17 protein-coding genes are annotated in these 18,181 nt (G+C 59.0%); all 17 read left to right on the top strand.

Features of this window, described 5'->3' with window-relative positions; genetic code table 11:
- The first annotated feature begins 1 nt into the window (after window position 1).
- The gene (gene tssM / locus AC4IC4_RS13595) at window positions 2-3,622 is read left to right on the top strand and encodes a type VI secretion system membrane subunit TssM (RefSeq protein ID WP_491471326.1); all 3,621 of its coding nucleotides are present in this window, start codon (window positions 2-4) and stop codon (window positions 3,620-3,622) included.
- 16 nt (window positions 3,623-3,638) lie between these two features.
- Complete coding sequence (tagF, locus tag AC4IC4_RS13590; RefSeq protein WP_024909832.1) at window positions 3,639-4,355, top strand: type VI secretion system-associated protein TagF; 717 nt, start codon at window positions 3,639-3,641, stop codon at window positions 4,353-4,355.
- Between the two features lie 11 nt (window positions 4,356-4,366).
- On the top strand, window positions 4,367-5,383 hold the full coding sequence (gene tssA, locus AC4IC4_RS13585) for a type VI secretion system protein TssA (RefSeq protein ID WP_491471325.1): 1,017 nt from the start codon (window positions 4,367-4,369) through the stop codon (window positions 5,381-5,383).
- A gap of 75 nt (window positions 5,384-5,458) precedes the next feature.
- On the top strand, window positions 5,459-5,983 hold the full coding sequence (gene tssB / locus AC4IC4_RS13580; RefSeq protein ID WP_008502644.1) for a type VI secretion system contractile sheath small subunit: 525 nt from the start codon (window positions 5,459-5,461) through the stop codon (window positions 5,981-5,983).
- Between the two features lie 3 nt (window positions 5,984-5,986).
- Entirely contained in the window at window positions 5,987-7,486 is a 1,500-nt protein-coding gene (gene tssC, locus AC4IC4_RS13575) for a type VI secretion system contractile sheath large subunit (RefSeq protein WP_014884232.1), read from the top strand.
- Between the two features lie 303 nt (window positions 7,487-7,789).
- Entirely contained in the window at window positions 7,790-8,272 is a 483-nt protein-coding gene (locus tag AC4IC4_RS13570; protein ID WP_008502640.1) for an Hcp family type VI secretion system effector, read from the top strand.
- Window positions 8,273-8,329: 57 nt separating this feature from the next.
- Window positions 8,330-8,872: a hypothetical protein gene (locus tag AC4IC4_RS13565; protein ID WP_491471324.1), complete on the top strand. Its 543-nt coding sequence runs from the start codon at window positions 8,330-8,332 to the stop codon at window positions 8,870-8,872.
- Window positions 8,863-9,270, top strand: a complete 408-nt coding sequence (locus AC4IC4_RS13560; protein ID WP_412728472.1) for a putative T6SS immunity periplasmic lipoprotein — start codon at window positions 8,863-8,865, stop codon at window positions 9,268-9,270. The genes AC4IC4_RS13565 and AC4IC4_RS13560 overlap by 10 nt, the downstream gene beginning before the upstream one ends.
- Window positions 9,271-9,350: 80 nt before the next feature.
- Entirely contained in the window at window positions 9,351-9,842 is a 492-nt protein-coding gene (locus AC4IC4_RS13555) for a type VI secretion system amidase effector protein Tae4 (protein ID WP_032645536.1), read from the top strand.
- Window positions 9,839-10,192 (top strand): T6SS amidase immunity protein Tai4 family protein, encoded by a 354-nt coding sequence (locus AC4IC4_RS13550; protein WP_491471323.1) that lies wholly within the window; start codon window positions 9,839-9,841, stop codon window positions 10,190-10,192. The genes AC4IC4_RS13555 and AC4IC4_RS13550 overlap by 4 nt, the downstream gene beginning before the upstream one ends.
- An 87-nt stretch (window positions 10,193-10,279) precedes the next feature.
- Window positions 10,280-12,061: a type VI secretion system-associated FHA domain protein TagH gene (gene tagH / locus AC4IC4_RS13545; RefSeq protein WP_491471322.1), complete on the top strand. Its 1,782-nt coding sequence runs from the start codon at window positions 10,280-10,282 to the stop codon at window positions 12,059-12,061.
- Complete coding sequence (locus AC4IC4_RS13540; RefSeq protein WP_008502637.1) at window positions 12,058-12,855, top strand: PP2C family protein-serine/threonine phosphatase; 798 nt, start codon at window positions 12,058-12,060, stop codon at window positions 12,853-12,855. Before tagH ends, AC4IC4_RS13540 begins: the two co-directional genes overlap by 4 nt.
- 16 nt (window positions 12,856-12,871) lie before the next feature.
- A complete protein-coding gene (locus tag AC4IC4_RS13535) occupies window positions 12,872-13,870 on the top strand; it encodes a hypothetical protein (RefSeq protein WP_048029471.1) in 999 nt (332 codons plus the stop codon).
- Window positions 13,871-13,879: 9 nt separating this feature from the next.
- A complete protein-coding gene (locus AC4IC4_RS13530; protein WP_024909841.1) occupies window positions 13,880-14,692 on the top strand; it encodes a type VI secretion system accessory protein TagJ in 813 nt (270 codons plus the stop codon).
- Window positions 14,685-15,248 (top strand): type VI secretion system baseplate subunit TssE, encoded by a 564-nt coding sequence (tssE, locus tag AC4IC4_RS13525; RefSeq protein WP_491471321.1) that lies wholly within the window; start codon window positions 14,685-14,687, stop codon window positions 15,246-15,248. Before AC4IC4_RS13530 ends, tssE begins: the two co-directional genes overlap by 8 nt.
- Window positions 15,249-15,250: 2 nt before the next feature.
- Window positions 15,251-17,122, top strand: coding sequence for a type VI secretion system baseplate subunit TssF (gene tssF, locus AC4IC4_RS13520; protein WP_090419874.1), 1,872 nt, complete (start codon window positions 15,251-15,253; stop codon window positions 17,120-17,122).
- Window positions 17,119-18,159: a type VI secretion system baseplate subunit TssG gene (gene tssG, locus AC4IC4_RS13515; protein WP_491471320.1), complete on the top strand. Its 1,041-nt coding sequence runs from the start codon at window positions 17,119-17,121 to the stop codon at window positions 18,157-18,159. Before tssF ends, tssG begins: the two co-directional genes overlap by 4 nt.
- Window positions 18,160-18,181 lie beyond the last annotated feature (22 nt).

Raw genomic sequence — 18,181 nt, 5'->3', positions numbered from 1 at the left:
AATGCTGACTACACTTCTTTCCATTTTGACCAACCGCATTCTGTGGAGCTTCCTCGGCGTCACGGCGCTGGCGGCGGTGATCTGGATGATTGGTCCCCTGTTGTCCATCGTGGACACTCGACCGCTTGAGTCTGAGCAGAACCGTATTATCAGCATTGCCGTGGTCTATCTGCTCTGGGCGCAGGGCCACATTCTGCCGCGCCTGTACAACGCCTGGCTGAACCGCAAGCTGATGGACAAGCTCAAGGAGAATACCGCCAGCCCGGAAGCGGCGGATCCGCAGAAGCGGCTGAACAGCGAGGAGCAGATCCTCGCCAGCCGTTTTGATGAAGCCGCGCAGATGCTGAAAAAAGCGCACTTCAGCAAAGCGGGCCAGGGCGCCCAGTGGACGCAGCGCTTCAGCACGCAATATCTCTATCAGCTGCCGTGGTACGTCATTATCGGCGCGCCGGGCTCCGGTAAAACCACGGCGCTGGTCAATTCCGGGCTGCAGTTCCCGCTGGCCGATCGTTTCGGTAAGACCGCGCTGCGGGGCATTGGCGGCACGCGCAACTGCGACTGGTGGTTCACCAATGAGGCGGTGCTGCTGGACACGGCGGGCCGCTATACCACCCAGGAGAGCGAGCAGGTGCAGGACGCCGGCGAATGGCTGGAGTTCATGGGGTTACTGCGTAAGTATCGCCGCCGCCAGCCGATCAACGGCGTCATCATCACCATCAGCATTTCTGACCTGCTCACCCAGTCCGCCGAGGCGTCCCGCCAGCAGGCGGTGAACCTGCGCCAGCGTCTGTCCGAGCTGCATGAGCAGCTGGGTATCCGCTTCCCGGTGTACGTGATGGTGACCAAGGCCGACCTGCTTAAAGGCTTCCGCGCGTGGTTTGCCGACTACGATAAAGCCCAGCGCGACCAGATCTGGGGCTTTACGCTGCCGTGGGAGCAAACCAAACACGCTGATTACGACCTGATGGGCAACTTCCAGCAGGAGTTTTCTCTGCTACAGCAGCGCCTTGATGCCGGGCTGCCGGAAACCATGCTGAAAGAGCATGACGCGAAAACCCGCGCAGAAGCGTATCTCTTCCCGCAGGAGTTCGCCGCGCTGCGTCCGCTGCTGGCAGACTACCTGAGCACGGTCTTTGCCCGCTCCAACTTCGAAACCGAGTTCTCTCCGCGCGGGATCTACTTCGCCAGCGGGACGCAGGAAGGCATGCCGTTCGACCGCGTGATGGGCGAACTGAACCGCGCTCTGTCGCTGCCGGAAGGGGGCGAGGCGGATAACTGGGATTCGGTCAGCAAAGAAGCGCCTATCCCGGGCGCAAAAGGCCAGAGTTTCTTCATTAAGAATCTGCTGCAAAACGTCATCTTCCAGGAAGCCGGGATCGCAGGTGAAAACCGTTGGTGGGAGCTGCGCAACCGGGCGGTGATCTGGTCCGGTTACGCGGCGCTGCTGGCCCTGCTGGTTATCCTCGGCGGTCTGTGGCTCACCAGCTATGCCAAGAACAAGACCTATCTGGCAGAGGTGGATGCGAAGGTTCCGCTGCTCGACCAGCAGAGCAAAGTGCTACAGAACCAGCCGCAGCGCGACCTGTTCGATCTGCTGCCGCTGCTGAACGGGCTGGTTGACCTGCCGAAAAGCGACGCGTTTGATGTGAACGATCCGCCCGTATCCCGCCGCATGGGGCTCTATCGCGGGGATGACGTCAGCGATGCCGCGCAGTCTCTGTACCAGAAAGCGCTGGATCAGATGCTGCTCCCTGCCGTTGCCATGCACATCACTACCTGGCTGCGCAACGACAACGGCAGCGATGTGGAATACAGCTATGAAGCGCTGAAAGCCTATCAGATGCTGTATCAGCCGAAGCACTATGACGGCAAATTCCTGCATTCGTGGGTGATGCTCAATCTGCAGCGGAATCTGCCGCAGAACGTCACGAAGGCGCAGCTGCAGCAGCTTGAATGGCACCTGACGCAGCTGCTGGAACCGAAAATTCAGGCCTCGCCGTACGCGCAGGATGAATCTCTGGTTGCCCGCGAAAGAGCGATGATCAACCAGCAGCCGCTTTCAACCCGCGTCTACGGTCGCCTCAAGCGCCTGCTGGAACATGATGACAACCTGAAGCCGGTCTCCCTTTCCGACCTGGGCGGACCGCAGAGCGAGCTGGTATTTTCCCGCAAAAGCGGCAAGCCGGTGAGCGAAGGCGTACCGGGTCTGTATACGCCGGACGGCTACTGGAAAAGCTTTAACGGCCAGATTGACAGCGTGACCACCGCCCTGCACGAGGACGACGCCTGGGTGCTGGGGGCCGCCACCGCGCAGGAGGATAAGCAGCAGATCGATAACGCCGTGCGCCAGCTCTACATGCGCGACTTTATCGCTAACTGGGATCGCTTCCTCGCCGACATTCAGCTCAATAACAGCGCCGACCTTTCCCAGCGTATCAACACCGCGCGCCTGCTCTCCGGCGGCAATTCGCCGCTGCGCCGTCTGGTGCAGAACCTGAGCCAGGTCCTGACGCTGTCACGCAATGCGCCAGCGCCAGAAGATGCAGGCAAAGCGCAGGATCAAAGCAACCGCGCCACCCGTACGCTGGAAGCCCTGTTCAGCAACAATGACGCAGCGCCGACCCAGGCCGCCGTGGTCACCCAGGCGCCGGAACAGCTGGTCACCGACCACTATGCGCCGATGATTGAGCTGGCGCAGCCGCTGGAGAAGGGGGGGAAGACCATCGTATTTGATGATTTTCTCAAGCAGGTGGATGAACTCTATCGTTACCTGACCGCCGTCCAGGACGCGGCCAACAGCGGGATGCCGGCACCGGGCGGCGAGGCGATCAGCCGTCTGCAGGCCAGCGCCGGTCGTCTGCCGGGCGGGCTGCAAACCATGTTCAGCAACATGGCGGTGGGCGCCAGCAGCGATACCCAGCGTCGTGATCTGGAAAACGTACGTAAGCGAATTAACGTTGAAGTGGGCGGTTTCTGCCGTCAGGCGATTGCCGGTCGCTACCCGCTGGTACGCAGCGCCAGCACCGAGGTCACCCCTGACGATCTCGCGCGCATGTTTGCGCCGGGTACCGGGCTGATGGACGCTTTCTTCCGCGACAATCTGACCAATAAGGTGGACACCACGCAGGCCAACTGGCGCTTTATGCCGGGCATCGACGGGAAAACGCTGCCGGGAAGTGAAGGGCTGCTGAGACCGTTCCAGCAGGCCCAGTCGATTCGCGACGCCTTCTTTGCTAATGGCGCAACGACGCCGTCCTTCAAGGTGACGGTTCGCACCGTGCGAATGGATAACACCATTCTGAACCTGACCCTGGACGTTGACGGCCAGCTGCTGCGCTACAGCCACGGTCCGCAGGCCGTGCAGATCATGAACTGGCCGGGGCCGGGCGGCACCAACCAGGTACGCATGCAGCTGGGGCTGGCGAACGGCAGCACGGCGACGCTGGTCACCAACGGCGCCTGGGCGCTCAACCGCTTCTTCGATAAAGCGAGCACCAGCCCGGGCGCGGGTAGCCTGAGCCGTCAGGCCACCTTCAACGTCGACGGACATCAGGTCACGCTGGAGTTTGCCCCAAACAGCATTCGCAACCCGTTCCAGCTTCCCCGTTTCTCATGCCCATAACCGCAAGGACAGCCGTATGACGAATACCCCTGCGATGAACCGCTACAGCTGGTATGGCAAATTACCCAGCGCCGGAGATTTTTTGCAGCGTCGCTTTCCTGACACTTTACAGCGCCAGTGGTCACACTGGTTTCAGGTCGGTCTGCTGGCCTGGCAGCAGGAAGAGCAGCGCAGCGGCGAGCGCCAGTTCCAGAAAGCGCCAGTCTGGAATTATGTGGTACCGCCCATGCTGGGCAGCCAGATGATCCAGATGGGCTGTCTGCTGCCCGGCCGCGACAGCGTTGGCCGACAATATCCGGTTTGCCTTCAGCTGAGCTTCGCGCCGTCCGAATGGTCGACCAGCCTGCTGAGCCAGGCCGAAAGCTGGTATCAGCAGATTGGGCGCCTGGGGCTGCACGCGGTGCGCAACAGTTTTTCCGCCTCGCAGCTGGATGAGATGCTGATGACCATTCCGGCGCCGCAGCCGGTCGAGCCGCAAAAGCGCTCCGACATCCTGGATGTGATTGGCTATGACGAGGATGGCCAGAGCACGCTGGGCTGGCCTCAGGCGGCGGAGTGTTTTGATCCGCTACGTCAGACCAGCTACTGGTGGACCAACCGCTGCGACGGTTACCCGCTATACACCCACGTGCACAGCGGCAACTTTACCGGGCAGCTTTTCACCCTGCTGTTCGACCCGGCAGGGGGCGCCCGTCCGGGGCGTCACGGTCTCTATCCGCCCATGTTTGAATAAGCAGGGATCTTATGAATATCGAAGAATTTCTCGCGCCAATAAGCCCCGACAAACCCTGCGGCGAAAACCTGGAGTATGACGCTGACTTCCAGATCATGAATCAGGCAAGTCTTGGGAAAGCGGAACAGCAGTTTGGCGACACCATTATCCCGGCAGAGCCCGCAGACTGGAACACGGTAGAAAAATACGCCACTAGCCTGCTGACCCGCACCAAAGATCTTCGCGTCCTGCTGGCGTTAACCCATGCCTGGACGCGCCGCCGCGGGCTGGCGGGCTACGCGGACGGATTATTGCTGGTGCAGGAGGCGATCGCCCGTTACTGGGAACCGCTCTATCCGCTGCTGGAAGAGTATGGCGAAACCGATCCGTTCTATCGCATTAACGCCCTGGCGGGGCTCAGCGATAAATCCGACCTCACCGTCGCCGTGCGAAACGCCTCGCTTCTGCGTTCAAACGGCGATGAAATTTCGCTCCGGGATGCCCAGGCCCTGCTGGACGGCAGTAAGACGGAATGTTCGGACTATCCCGGCGGCCGTCCACGGCTGATTGACGAGCTGGCCCGCGGCGACCAGCCGGGAACCGCAGCGGTTATCGTCATTAACGAACGGCTGCTGGCGATTCGCGAGCTGCTCACCGGGCATCTCGGTGAAAGCGGCGTGCCCGAGATGGAGCAACTGCTGAAAACCGTCGGACTGGTAACCAGTGCGTGTCAGGTGACCGACATCAGCAAGCTGCTGCCGAACCGTGAGGTGCAGGCAGAACCACAGGCCGAGCAGCAATCGGCGGCAACGCAGCCCGCTCAGCCGGTCACCGACTGGCGAAGCGTGCAGGTCACCAGCCGCGCCGACGCGCAGCTGATGCTGGAAAAAGCGAAGCAGTATTTTGCGCAGTACGAACCGAGCCACCCCGCACCGCTGATGATTGAACGGGTGCAGCGGCTGTCAGAACTTAACTTTATGGACATTATTCGCGACCTGGCGCCAGACGGCGTTAACCAACTGGAAAACATCTTTGGGCGCCGCGAATAGCGCGTCCAGGCATTATGACGACAGGCATGGAGCCTGCCGTTTCACCTTCACCGCGCATCTTTGATGGAGAACATCATGGCAATGAGTAACAGTGGGCAGAAATTCATCGCACGTAACCGTGCTCCCCGCGTGCAGATCGAGTACGACGTAGAGATCTACGGTGCAGAACGTAAAATTCAGCTGCCGTTTGTGATGGGCGTCATGGCCGATCTGGTCGGCAAACCGGTGGAAAACCTGCCGGCCGTCGACGAGCGTAAATTCCTCGAAATCGACATCGACAACTTTGACGAACGCATGAAGGCGCTGAAGCCGCGCGTGGCGTTCCAGGTGGATAACACGCTGACCGGCGAAGGTAAGCTAAACGTGGATCTGACCTTCGACAGCATGGACGACTTCCTGCCGGATGCGGTGGCCCGCAAGGTTGAGCCGCTGAACAAGCTGCTTGAAGCGCGTACCCAGCTCTCTAACCTGCTGACTTATATGGACGGCAAAAACGGTGCGGAAGAGCTGATCGCTAAAATTCTGCAGGATCCGACGCTGCTCAAATCCCTGAGCCAGTTGCCGAAAAATGACGAAAGCGCGAAAGGTAGCGAGGAATAATCGATGAGCAACCAGACTCAACAACATGAGCAGCAGGCGGGTCAGGCGTTCAGCCAGGATGAATTCAGCGCGCTGCTGAACAAAGAGTTCCGCCCGAAAACCGATCAGGCCCGCTCCGCCGTCGAAAGCGCGGTCAAAACCCTGGCGCAGCAGGCGCTGGAAAATACCGTCACCTTCTCGAACGATACCTACCGTACCATTCAGAACCTGATTGCCGGTATCGACGAGCAGCTGTCGCAGCAGGTGAATCAGATCATTCACCACGAAGAGTTTCAGAAGCTGGAGAGCGCCTGGCGCGGTCTGAGCTACCTGGTGAACAACACTGAAACTGACGAGATGCTGAAGATCCGCTTTATGAGCATCTCCAAGCAGGAGCTGGGCCGTACCCTGAAGCGCTTCAAGGGCGTGGGCTGGGACCAGAGCCCGATCTTCAAGAAAATCTACGAGCAGGAATACGGTCAGTTTGGCGGCGAGCCGTTTGGCTGCATCGTGGGCGACTACTACTTCGACCACAGCCCGCAGGACGTTGAGCTGCTGGGTGAAATGGCGCGCATCGGCTCTGCGGCGCACTGTCCGTTCATTACCGGTACCGCACCGGGCGTGATGCAGATGGAGTCCTGGCAGGAGCTGGCTAACCCGCGCGACCTGACCAAGATCTTCCAGAACACCGAATACGCGGCCTGGCGTTCACTGCGTGAATCCGAAGATGCCCGCTATCTGGGCCTGGTGATGCCGCGCTTCCTGTCGCGCCTGCCGTATGGCATTCGCACCAACCCGGTCGACAGCTTTGACTTTGAAGAGCAGACCGACGGCGCGAACCACAACAGCTACTCCTGGGCGAACGCCGCGTACGCGATGGCAGCCAACATCAACCGCTCCTTCAAAGAGTACGGCTGGTGCACCTCGATTCGCGGCGTGGAGTCCGGCGGGGCGGTGGAAAACCTGCCGTGCCACACCTTCCCGAGCGATGACGGCGGTGTGGACATGAAGTGCCCGACCGAGATCGCCATCAGCGATCGTCGTGAAGCCGAGCTGGCGAAAAATGGCTTTATGCCGCTGGTTCACCGCAAAAACTCCGACTTTGCCGCCTTCATCGGCGCGCAGTCTCTGCAGAAACCGGCGGAGTACCACGATCCGGATGCGACCGCTAACGCGCGTCTGGCCTCTCGTCTGCCGTACCTGTTCGCCTGCTGCCGCTTCGCCCACTACCTGAAGTGCATCGTGCGCGACAAAATCGGCTCCTTCCGCGAGCGCGAAGAGATGGAACGCTGGCTGAACGACTGGGTCATGAACTACGTCGACGGTGACCCGGCTAACTCCTCTCAGGAGACCAAGTCCCGTAAACCGCTGGCAGCTGCGGAAGTGCAGGTGCAGGAGATTGAGGACAACCCGGGCTACTACGCCGCGAAGTTCTTCCTGCGTCCACACTACCAGCTGGAAGGTCTGACCGTTTCTCTGCGTCTGGTATCTAAACTGCCGTCGCTGAAGACGAAAGACGCGTAAGAGCAACGTGCAACCTATTGATATTGTTGCTTGATGTAGGCCGGGTAAGCACAGCGCCACCCGGCAAGAAAGACGGCTAAGTTGTTAATGCCGACTTTAACAGGTTCCAGAATAACGCACGGTAATAATGACTTCACATTCATTCCGTTATTGCGGGGGAATGTAAGACTGTCAAATGACACGGGTCATTTGATGTGAGGCAGAGGTAAAATATGGACGGTTTTATTCAGCCCCATGCTTTCCTGTTTGCCATATAAGTGCTTTTTCGAAAGCAATATTGTTCATCCACGAAGAGTAGATATTATGGCTATTGATATGTTTCTGAAGGTCGAGGGTGTTACGGGCGAATCTAAAGATTCTAACCACACCGGCTGGACTGATATTACCTCCTTCTCCTGGGGCGCTTCCCAGCCAGGTAATATGAGCGTTGGCGGTGGCGGCGGTGCCGGTAAAGTTAACTTTAACGACCTGCACGTTAACGCGCTGATCGACAAATCCACCACCGCTATCCTGAAACACTGCGCCAGCGGTAAACACCTGACTAAAGTCGAACTGTCCGTTTGTAAAGCGGGCGGCCAGCAGGTGGAATACTCCCGCATTACGCTGGAAGATGTGCTGGTGACCTCTGTTCAGTACACCGGTGCAGACAACGGCGATACCGTGGGTGTGACCTACGCATTCCAGGCTGCGAAAGTGAAACAGCAGTACTGGGAGCAGACCACGTCTGGTGGTAAAGGTGCTGAAAGCAGCGCTGGCTGGAACATCAAAGAAAACAAAGAAGCGTAATTGCGTATGTGGCCGGGGAGTTTTCCCCGGTCATTATCAACCGGGAAGGAAGATAGCATGGCAAGTTTGCAGGAAGGAGGCACCCGTCCTCTCACCATTGGCGAAATAGCACTGGCGCGCTCGGTTTTTGGTGACGCAATAAAGTATTCAGAAGTTAAAGTCCATAACAAAAGCTATTTGCCATTTAATATGCAGTCGACTGATGTTGCGATGACACCCAATGGTGAGCTCTATTTTCGCGAGCCGCATTATCGGGATGACTTCTCAATAGAAGTTCCGCGATATAAACACTGGTTTATTCACGAGATGGCGCATGTGTTGCAACATCAGATTGGAATGAATGTTCGAACCCGAGGCGTATTCAGTTGGGCTGCAAGTTATAATTATTCTCTGCCCCCGGATAAAAAACTATCGGACTTTGGTATGGAGCAGCAGGCTTCTATCATTTCAGATTTTTATTATCTGATAAATTACGGCCTGGGTGATTTCCGAAACATTGCAGGGTTTGAGGGAATTATCGGGCCAGACCTGAAGGATAAATACCTGCAGGTGTTATCGTTGTTTATTCAAAATCCTAAAGACCGGCGGGTATGGTTATGAAACAGTTCCTCAGTGTTGTGGCAATCGCATTTACGGTGAGTGCCTGTGTGTCTCATCCTGCACAATATCAGTCACTTTCAGTTACGCTAAAGAACAACGAACCCTGCTTTGCTATCCCTGCTAACTCCGGCTTAGACGCGCCTGTCACCAGCCATTCGCCCACCATAATGAAACGCGCGGGAAATGAATGGAAAGCGATATCGCCGCCGTCAACGTTTAGCCCAGAGGTGACGTTAACGACCCAGCAGTGTCACCAGTGGAAGGGGATTGCGTGGCAAGCCGGAGAATATGATGTTGCCTTGAAAGTGTCAGGAAAAAACGATTCTATTCGCTATGCGGCCCGTTTCACCTTACAAGAAGGTCCTTCAGGCCAGTTTAAGCTTACGCAGACTGAATAGAATGTATTAACCCCAAACGTCGCTGTTCTCGCCCCGAGAGCGACAGCCCCATCCTGAGCTTCTTATCAAGGAGAAACAAGATGTCTCAAATGCGTCCTGCTTTTGGTGCCGCCTGGAACAGATTCAGAGAAGTGAACGTGAGCGTAGAACAGGTTGGCAAATTGTTGGGTGGAAAAGTACAGCATAATATTGACGCCGGTATTTTTAAAAATGCCTGCCCAATTCGTATGAGCTACGTTTTAAATTACTGTGGCATTCCTATTCCTTCTAACAGTAAATATGCGACAGTGACCGGAAACGACAAAAAGCGCTATATGTTCCGCGTTAAAGATATGATTGCATTTCTACCCACGGTACTTGGCAATGCCGATATGTCTGTCTCTTCTCCCACTCCTGCGCAATTTGCAGGCAAACAAGGCATTATCATCTTTACCGGGCACGGCTGGAGCGACGCAACCGGGCATGTCACACTCTGGAATGGAAATATTTGCTCTGATGATTGCCATTTTCTGGGCTCACCGGGTAATGGTTCGTTTATTCCGACCAACGCAACATTCTGGAGCCTGAAATGAAACGTTTATTACTGCTGGTATTGGCTATAAATGCCTCTGCTGTTTATGCCCAAACCCTGCCTGATGTCAGCGCTTTTTCTCAGCAACAAATCTTTGAAAACTGGGTGCAAAATCGATGCATCAGTAAGATTGCGGACAGTAAAAGTCTGAAAGACGATGCAGAGGCCAGCGCGGCCGCATGGCTGGAAGCAAGCAATCTCCCTGCTGAGAATTTTGAAAAAGCTGACAAGGTGATTGTTTCTTTACTGAAAGAGAAAGTAGGCGGTACCGAACCGGGTCAATATCAGGTTTTAAAGTGCAGCTTAATCGCCAACAGCGACGCGATTCGTCTGCTCAAAACCGCAAAATAGAAGCAATGGAATCCGGCCCCAAACGCCGCCGTTCTCGTCCTGAGAGCGGCAGCGTTTGAGCGCTAATCATACCAGCAGGAATACGCCATGCGATTCACGATTATTTCTACGAAACCCGGTCATCAGCCGCCGCAAAGCAGCTGTGATTTTTACGCCCCGGGCGGCACCATTGGGCGCGGTACGGATAACAATCTGGTATTGCCGGATAATGACCGCACCATCTCTCGACTGCAGGCCATTGTTCACGTGGACGCCCAGGGCGAATGCCGCGTGACCAACCGTGGCAGCGTCACCCGCGTGGTATTAAATGACATTCCGCTGGAGCGAGGGCGTCAGGTTGAACTGCAGGATGGCGACATTCTCGGTATTGATGACTACCGTATCGAAGTGACCGAACTGATCCACGATACCCAGCCTGTGAGCCGTATGGCGGCCAGCATGCATCAGCAGGCGCGTCCGACAGCCGCACCCGCGACCGCGCCAGCGCCTCAACCGAAACCGGCAAGTGCCGCACCGCGCGGGAAAGCCGAGCCGACCGCCGTGCCAACGGAGATCTGGGATAGCCTGATGCAGGAGTTCTCCATCTCCGACAGCATCTCCAGCAACCGTACAAAAACGCAGCCTGCTGCATCGCACGATCCGTTCTCCCAGCCTGCGGCCCCGGAGCGTAACGCCGAAGATCCGCTGGCGATGTTCAACGACAGCGATCCAAAGCTCGAGCGTAAGCATGTCGACCCGGACACGCTGTTCAGCGACGAAGCGTTGTTCAAAAAAGAGAGTATTTTTGACGACGTCACCCCGTCAACGCTGGTGCCGCCGGGCGAGACGAACCCCGTGAAGCCAGAAGAAGAGGCGACGGATGAGCTCGATCCGCTGGCCCTGTTTGGCGGTAAGGCCAGCGCACCAGCCGCGCGTAATGACGACCCGCTCGGGCTGATGGGCGGCGCGCCACTAACCCATCCGGATGACATTATTGCCGAGAAGCCTGCGCCAGTGCCGGAACCTGAACCTGAACCTGAACAGGAAGAGGACGTGCTGGCCGATTCTCCGCTGTTCGCCCCTGAGCCGCAGGAAGAACCGCGTGCTGAAGAAGAGCCCGCGCGACCGGATTACGCAGGCTTCACCATGCCTACGCCGCAGGCCGTTGCGCGCAGCAGCGCGCAGGCCCCGAAGGGCCGCCTGCGCATCGACCCGGTCAATAACGCCGCCTCGCCAGCCGCCACGGCAAACAGCGGTGAGAAGGGCGAAGTGCTGCAGGGCGAGCTGCTGGAGGCACTGCTGGAGGGGATGGGGCTGAGCGAAATGCAGCCCGTTCCGCAGTTTGACCGTGAAAATATGCGTCAGCTGGGGCAGATCCTCGGTATGTTCTCTCAGGGGACCGTGGCGCTGCTCTCCTCACGCTCCATTCTCAAGCGCGGCGTAAAAGCCGACATGACCATGGTGCTGGACGATGCCAACAACCCGTTCAAGCTGTTGCCGACCGGCAAAACCGTGTTAATCCAAATGTTCGGCACCCCGATGCCGGGCTTTATGCCACCAACCAAATCCGTGCGCGATGCGCTGATCGATCTGCAGGCGCACCAGCTGGGTATGATCTCCGGCATCCGCGCCATCATTGCCGCGATGCTGCAGTCCTTTAACCCGGAGCAGCTGGAAGAGCAGGCGAAGCAGAACGGCATGACCTCGCGTCTGGCGCTGCCGGGCAGCCGCAAAGCCGCCCTGTGGGACTACTTTGTTCGCAGCTATGGCGAGACGGCGGGCGAGATTGAGGACGACTTCCACACCCTGTTCGGCGAAGCCTTCCTTCATGCGTATGACATGGAGGTCAATCAGTACAAAGACTCACAGAGCGGATCGGAAGACAAATGAATATCGCAACGGCTTCTCTCTCCCGCCAGGGGACGCGCGCCAGCAACCAGGATCAGACGGGAGAAACCATAGGGGAACGTTCAGCCTGCTTTGTCGTCTGCGACGGCATCGCGGGGCTGCCGGGCGGCGAGGTGGCCGCCGCGCTGGCCCGCAACAGCATTATCTCCCGCTTCGATGGCGACAAACATCTTAATGCGCAGCACATCCGCGACTACGTGCAGACGGCGAATCGCACCATTCTCAGCGAACAGCAGGCCGTTCAGGACTATCGCCGGATGGGCACGACGCTGGTCAGCCTGTTCATTGACCGTGATTACGGGCTGGCCTACTGGGCGCATGCCGGAGACAGCCGCCTGTACCTGTTCCGCCGCGGATGGCTGTGGCATGTGACCACCGACCACAGCCTGGTGCAGCAGATGAAAGATGCCGGGCACCAGACCGACAACCTGAACAGCAACCTGCTCTATCTGGCGCTGGGGATTGAAAACGGCGGGCCGGAAGCGAGCTACAGCGACGTGGTGCAGGTTGAGGACGGCGATGCTTTTTTACTGTGCACCGACGGGTTCTGGCACGGCGTCAGCGAAGAGCAAATGAAGCAGTCGCTGCATATGGTCAATACGCCGCAGGAGTGGCTGACCTTAATGAACCAAATCATTCAAAAGAATGGCGAACAGGAAGGGAATGCTCAGGATAACTATACTGCCCTGGCGGTATGGATGGGCAACCCTCAGGACACCACTTTGCTGCACACCCTCTCTGACGCAGCACAATTTCTTCCCTGCGGAACTGATTAGACACACAAGGAACGATATGAAACTTTGGCTATCGGGTTTGGCACTTCTGGCGGCGACCTCCACCGCGCAGGCTGAAAATTTCCGCATCGTGCAGTCTCCTGCGCAGAAGCTGGATATCTGGATCGACAACATCAAAGACAACACGCCGCAGAGCTGGTGTAAGCCTGAGGTGGCGCTGCGTATTGTGGCGAACGGCAAGAAAGACGTCTCCGTGCTGGAGAACTTTGTGCCGCGTCTTGGCTCACTGCTGGAACACCAGTGCAGCAAAGTGAATAAGCTTAGCTGGACGCTCAACGATCCGGCGGGTACCACGCTGGCGCAGGGCACGGCTGGCAAAGCGCAGGACTGGGCGCTGGTGGTGAAACAGGAGCAGGCCGCGTCTGCCGCGACCGTCACCGCCACCCCAGCCAGCGGCGCGTTACTGCCGCCCGATCAGAACGTGGCTTCCCGCACCGTTGCCGCCGACCGTACGCCGTGGCAGGAGTTTACGCTTCAGGACGGCTGCCACCTGCGCACCTTCTGGGAAGGGGGCGCTTCTGCACCGGCGCTCTTTATTCCGGATTCTGACACCACCCGCTGCGGGAACGGCAGTTGGCTGAGCGGACACACCGTTGTGTCGCAGTCCCGCAACGGCGGGCAGAAAGAGATGGCGGTAACATACATTCATGGCTTCCCGGTCACCGGGCTGAATCAAAGCGCCGACCCGGAAAACGCGCTGATCACCTCCGTCAACAAAGAGCGCATGGTATTCAGCACTCCAAACAGCGACCAGAGCTGGATGATCCTGCCTTACGACAACGCCCTGAACAGCTGGAAGAGCAACGGCACGGTCGCGGTGGAGATCTCCCGTGAAACCGCCAGCGATGATGCAAAACTGCAGGCGCGTATCGCGGCGGTGAAAAAAACCTGGAGCGCCTGGGTGGCACCCGGTACCCCGCTGAATATCGTTCTGATTGACACCCTGCGTCCTCAGCTGCGCGATCCGGCCGTCGGCGCATGGCGCGCGGCAAATTAAGGAATGGCAATGAATACGCTCTATCAACACCTGGCGGGCGAGTCGCTCAACGACGCGCTGGCGCGCCTTGAAGCTGAAATCAAAGCCCGTCCGGCGGATGCCGATCTCCGCGCCGCGTTCGTGCAGTTTTTAACCCTCAGCGGCAACTGGACGCGTGCCCTGACCCAGCTGAAAAGCTGGCTGGCGCTGAAGCCGCAGGCGAAACCCACCGTCACGCTGCTGGAGCAGTCCATCCAGGGCGAGCTGCAGCGCGCGCAGGTGATGGCGGGACAGGCGCGTCCGGCCATGCCTGAAACCCAGTGGCCGTGGCTGACTACCCTTGCCGCTGCGCTGAGCGAGGAGGGCGAGCGCGCCCGGGCGCTGCGTCTTGAAGCGCTTGAACAGGCTCAGGCAAATCCTGGTCACATCGCCCTCGAAAATGAGGAGACGCAGGCTTTTGACTGGCTGATGGACGGCGACGCCCGTCTCGGCCCGGTCTGCGAAACCATCGTGAACGGCCGCTATTTCTGGCTGCCGTTTAGCGCTATCGCGGAGATCCGTTTCCAGGCGCCCGCCAGCGTGACCGATCTGGTCTGGCGTCACGCCCTGGTGCGCCTGACCGACGGGACGGAGCAGGTGTGTCAGATCCCGGCGCGTTATCCGTTTGCAGACGACGCCTCTGATGCGGTCAAACTGGGGCGCACCACCGACTGGCACCCGCTCGATACTGACGGCACGCTGTATGAAGGCCAGGGCCAGAAGGCCTGGCTGAGCGAGCAAAGCGAAAGCCCGCTGCTGTCGCTCAGCCTCGTGACGTTTGCGACGGATGGAGCCGATGAGTAATCCCGCTGGCGAAGGCGATCTGCTACGCAGCGGCTGGCAAGCCCGCAGCAAGCAGGAGAAGGTGGGGGGGCGCGACAAAATGCAGCCCTCGCTGCTCGATCGCCTCACCGATAACGATCCGGAAAAAAAGCGCGAGTCGGCCAATAGCAATCTGATCACCCACGCCGCCCTGCGCCGCAATGTCCTGCGCGATCTGCAGTGGCTGTTTAATACCATCAACCACGATGCCTCAGGTGATTTGAGCGCCTTGCCGCACGTGAGCCGCTCGGTGGTTAACTTCGGCGTCGCGCCGCTGGCCGGAAAGAGAATGTCGGACATCGAATGGCACGACATTCAGCGCAAGCTCACCGAGGCCATCATCAATTTTGAACCGCGCATTTTGCCGCAGGGGCTGCAGGTCCGCTGCGTGTCGGATACCTCCTCGCTGGATCTGCACAACGTGCTCTCCATCGAGATCAAAGGGCGTTTATGGTGTGTGCCTTACCCGCTGGAGTTTCTGTTTCGTACCGATGTCGATCTGGAAAACGGCCATTTTGAACTGAAAGATGCGGGGTAATCATGGAAAGTAAACTGCTCGAATACTACAACCGTGAGCTGGCCTACCTGCGCGAAATGGGGGCCGAGTTTGCCGAACGCTATCCTAAAGTCGCCGGGCGGCTGGGCATGCGCGGCATCGAGGTGGCGGACCCGTATACCGAACGTCTGATGGAGGGCTTCGCCTTCCTGACCTCCCGCGTGCAGATGAAAATGGACGCGGAGTTTCCGCGCTTCTCTCAGCGTCTGCTGGAGATGATTGCGCCGAACTATCTTGCGCCCACGCCGTCGATGGCGATCGCGGAGATTGAGCCCGACAGCAGCAGGGGTGACCTGAGCAAGGGCTTCATTGTGCCGCGCGGTACCATGATGGACAGCCTGGCGCTGAAAAAAACCGGCGTGACCTGCAGCTATACCACGGCGCACGAGGTCAACCTGCTGCCGCTGAAAATCGACAAGGTCGAGCTGGGCGGCGTGCCCGCCGATCTGCCGCTCGCGCAGCTGGGGCTGAGCCAGCGGGGGATCGGCAGCGCTCTGCGGATCCGCATCGCCTGCGACGGCCCGCAAAACCTCGGGCACCTGGATTTCGACCGTCTGGAATTTTTCCTCGGCGGTCCGGACATTGAAGCGCTGAAGTTGCTGGAGCTGGTGATGGAGCACCACGTTGGGATCGTCTGTCAGACGGTCGGCCCGCAGCCGCAGCGACAGCTGCTGGCGTCGGATGCGCTGCGCCAGGAGGGTTTTGAACCTGACCAGGCGCTGCTTCCGGACGATCTGCGCAACTTTGACGGCTATCGCCTGCTGCAGGAGTATTTCGCCTTTCCGGCCCGTTTCCGCTTCATTAGCCTCAGCGGCCTGAGCAAGCTCATCCAGCGCTGTGAAGACGAAAAAGCCTTCGATATCTTTATTCTGTTGGATAAGTCGGATGAACAGCTGGAGCGCGTGGTCGATGCCAGCCACCTGGCGCTGCACTGCACGCCGGTCATCAACCTGTTCCCAAAGGTCGCGGCGCGTCAGAAGCTGAATGAGGGCCAGCATGAATACCATCTGGTGGTGGATAACATCCGTCCGCTGGATTATGAAATTTACGCGGTCAAAAAAATCTATGGCAGCGCGGACGGCCAGCGTGATGACCAGACGTTTCGTCCGTTCTGGAGCACCTGGAGCGGCGATGCGGGCAACTACGGGGCCTATTTTTCCCTGCGCCGCGAACAGCGCGTGCTGTCCGAGCACGCCCTGCGCTACGGCACCCGTACCGGCTATATCGGCTCGGAGGTCTTTGTCTCGCTGGTGGATGAACAGCACGCCCCCTGGCAGGAAAACCTGCGCTATATCTCTGCCGAGGTGCTCTGCACCAGCCGCGATCTGCCGCTGATGCTGCAGCAGGAGCTCGGGCAGTTCATTATGGCCGATTCCATGCCGGTGAAATCCCTCACGCTGCGTAAAGGCCCGACGCCGCCGCGTCCGGCGCTGGCCGAAGGGTTCAGCACCTGGCGGCTCATTAGCCAGCTGCAGATGAACTACCTCAGCCTGATGGACAGCGAAAACGAAGAGGGCGCAGCCGCGCTGCGACAGCTGTTAGGGCTGTACGCCAACCTGGCAGAAACGCCCGTGGCGCGTCAGGTGGAAGGCGTTCGTCACTGCGTGCTGGAGCCGGTTCACCGCCGCGTGCCTGAACCCGGCCCGGTCGTTTTCGCCCGCGGGATCGGCATTACCCTGACGGTGGATGAGCGAGCCTTTTCCGGCGCCAGTCCGTGGCTCTTCGGCAGCGTGATGGAGCGTCTCTTTGCCCGTCTGGTGTCGATCAACAGCTTTACGGAGTTCACCCTGAAAAGTCAGCAGCGCGGCGAGATTGGCTACTGGGCGCCGCGCATGGGTAAAAGGGCGCTGATATGAGTGACACCGCTGCACCGCTGCGCGTGCATCGCCTGACGAAGCTGCCGGATGCGTTCTGGCACGGGGTCCGCGAGACGCCCTGGCGCTACGATCTGTTTGAGCTGTTAAGGCGCATTGATGCCCAGGGCGGCGAGCGCTACCCTCTGGGACGCGCGCCGCTGCCGAAATTTGAACCGCTGCGCATCGGCCAGCAGCCGTCGATGAGTTTTGCCCCGTCGACGCTGGCCCAGGTGCGTCAGCGGGAGGACGGCGGGCTGCATGAGGTGTCTATCCTCAGCTTCGGCCTGTTTGGCCCGAACGGCCCGCTGCCGGTCCACATGACCGAATACGCCCGCGAGCGTATTTATCATCATCAGGACACCAGCCTCAGCGCGTTTGCCGATCTGTTCCATCACCGCCTTGCGCTGCTGTTTTACCGCGCCTGGGCGGATGCGCAGCCCACTGTCTCACTGGATCGCGCCGATAACAGGCGCTTTGAAGGCTACCTGGCGTCGCTGATTGGCATGGGGCAGCCGGGTCAGATGAACAAAGGCAGCCTGAGTTCTCATGCCCGCTTTACCCACGCCGGGCACCTGACCCGTCACGGACGGGATCCGGAGGGGCTGGAGAAGATCCTGCGCAGCTATTTTAAGGCGCCGGTTAAGCTGGTGAGCAACGTGCCGCAGTGGATGCCGCTTTCCACGCGCGAGCAGGCGCAGCTGGGAGCAGGGCGCCGCATGCCGCGCATGGGTGAGTCCGCCTTTCTCGGCGTCGCCGTCCGCGACGTGCAGCATAAGTTTCGCATCGAGATTGGCCCACTGAGCGCGGAGGAGTACAACCGCTTTCTGCCGGGTGAAGCGTGGGTCACCGAGCTGCGCGACTGGGTGCGTCAGTACGCCGGAGTGGAGTTTGAATGGGAAACGCGGGTGATCCTGCGCGAAGACGCGGTGCAGGGCACCACGCTCGGTGGTGCCGGGCGATTAGGCTACAACACCTGGCTGGGCCTTCAGCCGCGGCCTGTCCCGCGTGGCGATCTGGTGTATTGCGCAGAGCGATAATTTTTCTAACGCATTGTTATCA

It is taken from the genome of Enterobacter sp. Taxon_2 (assembly GCF_058355295.1).
The sequence above is the reverse complement of the archived record's forward strand: the minus strand, read 5'-3'. Positions and strand labels throughout refer to the sequence as shown.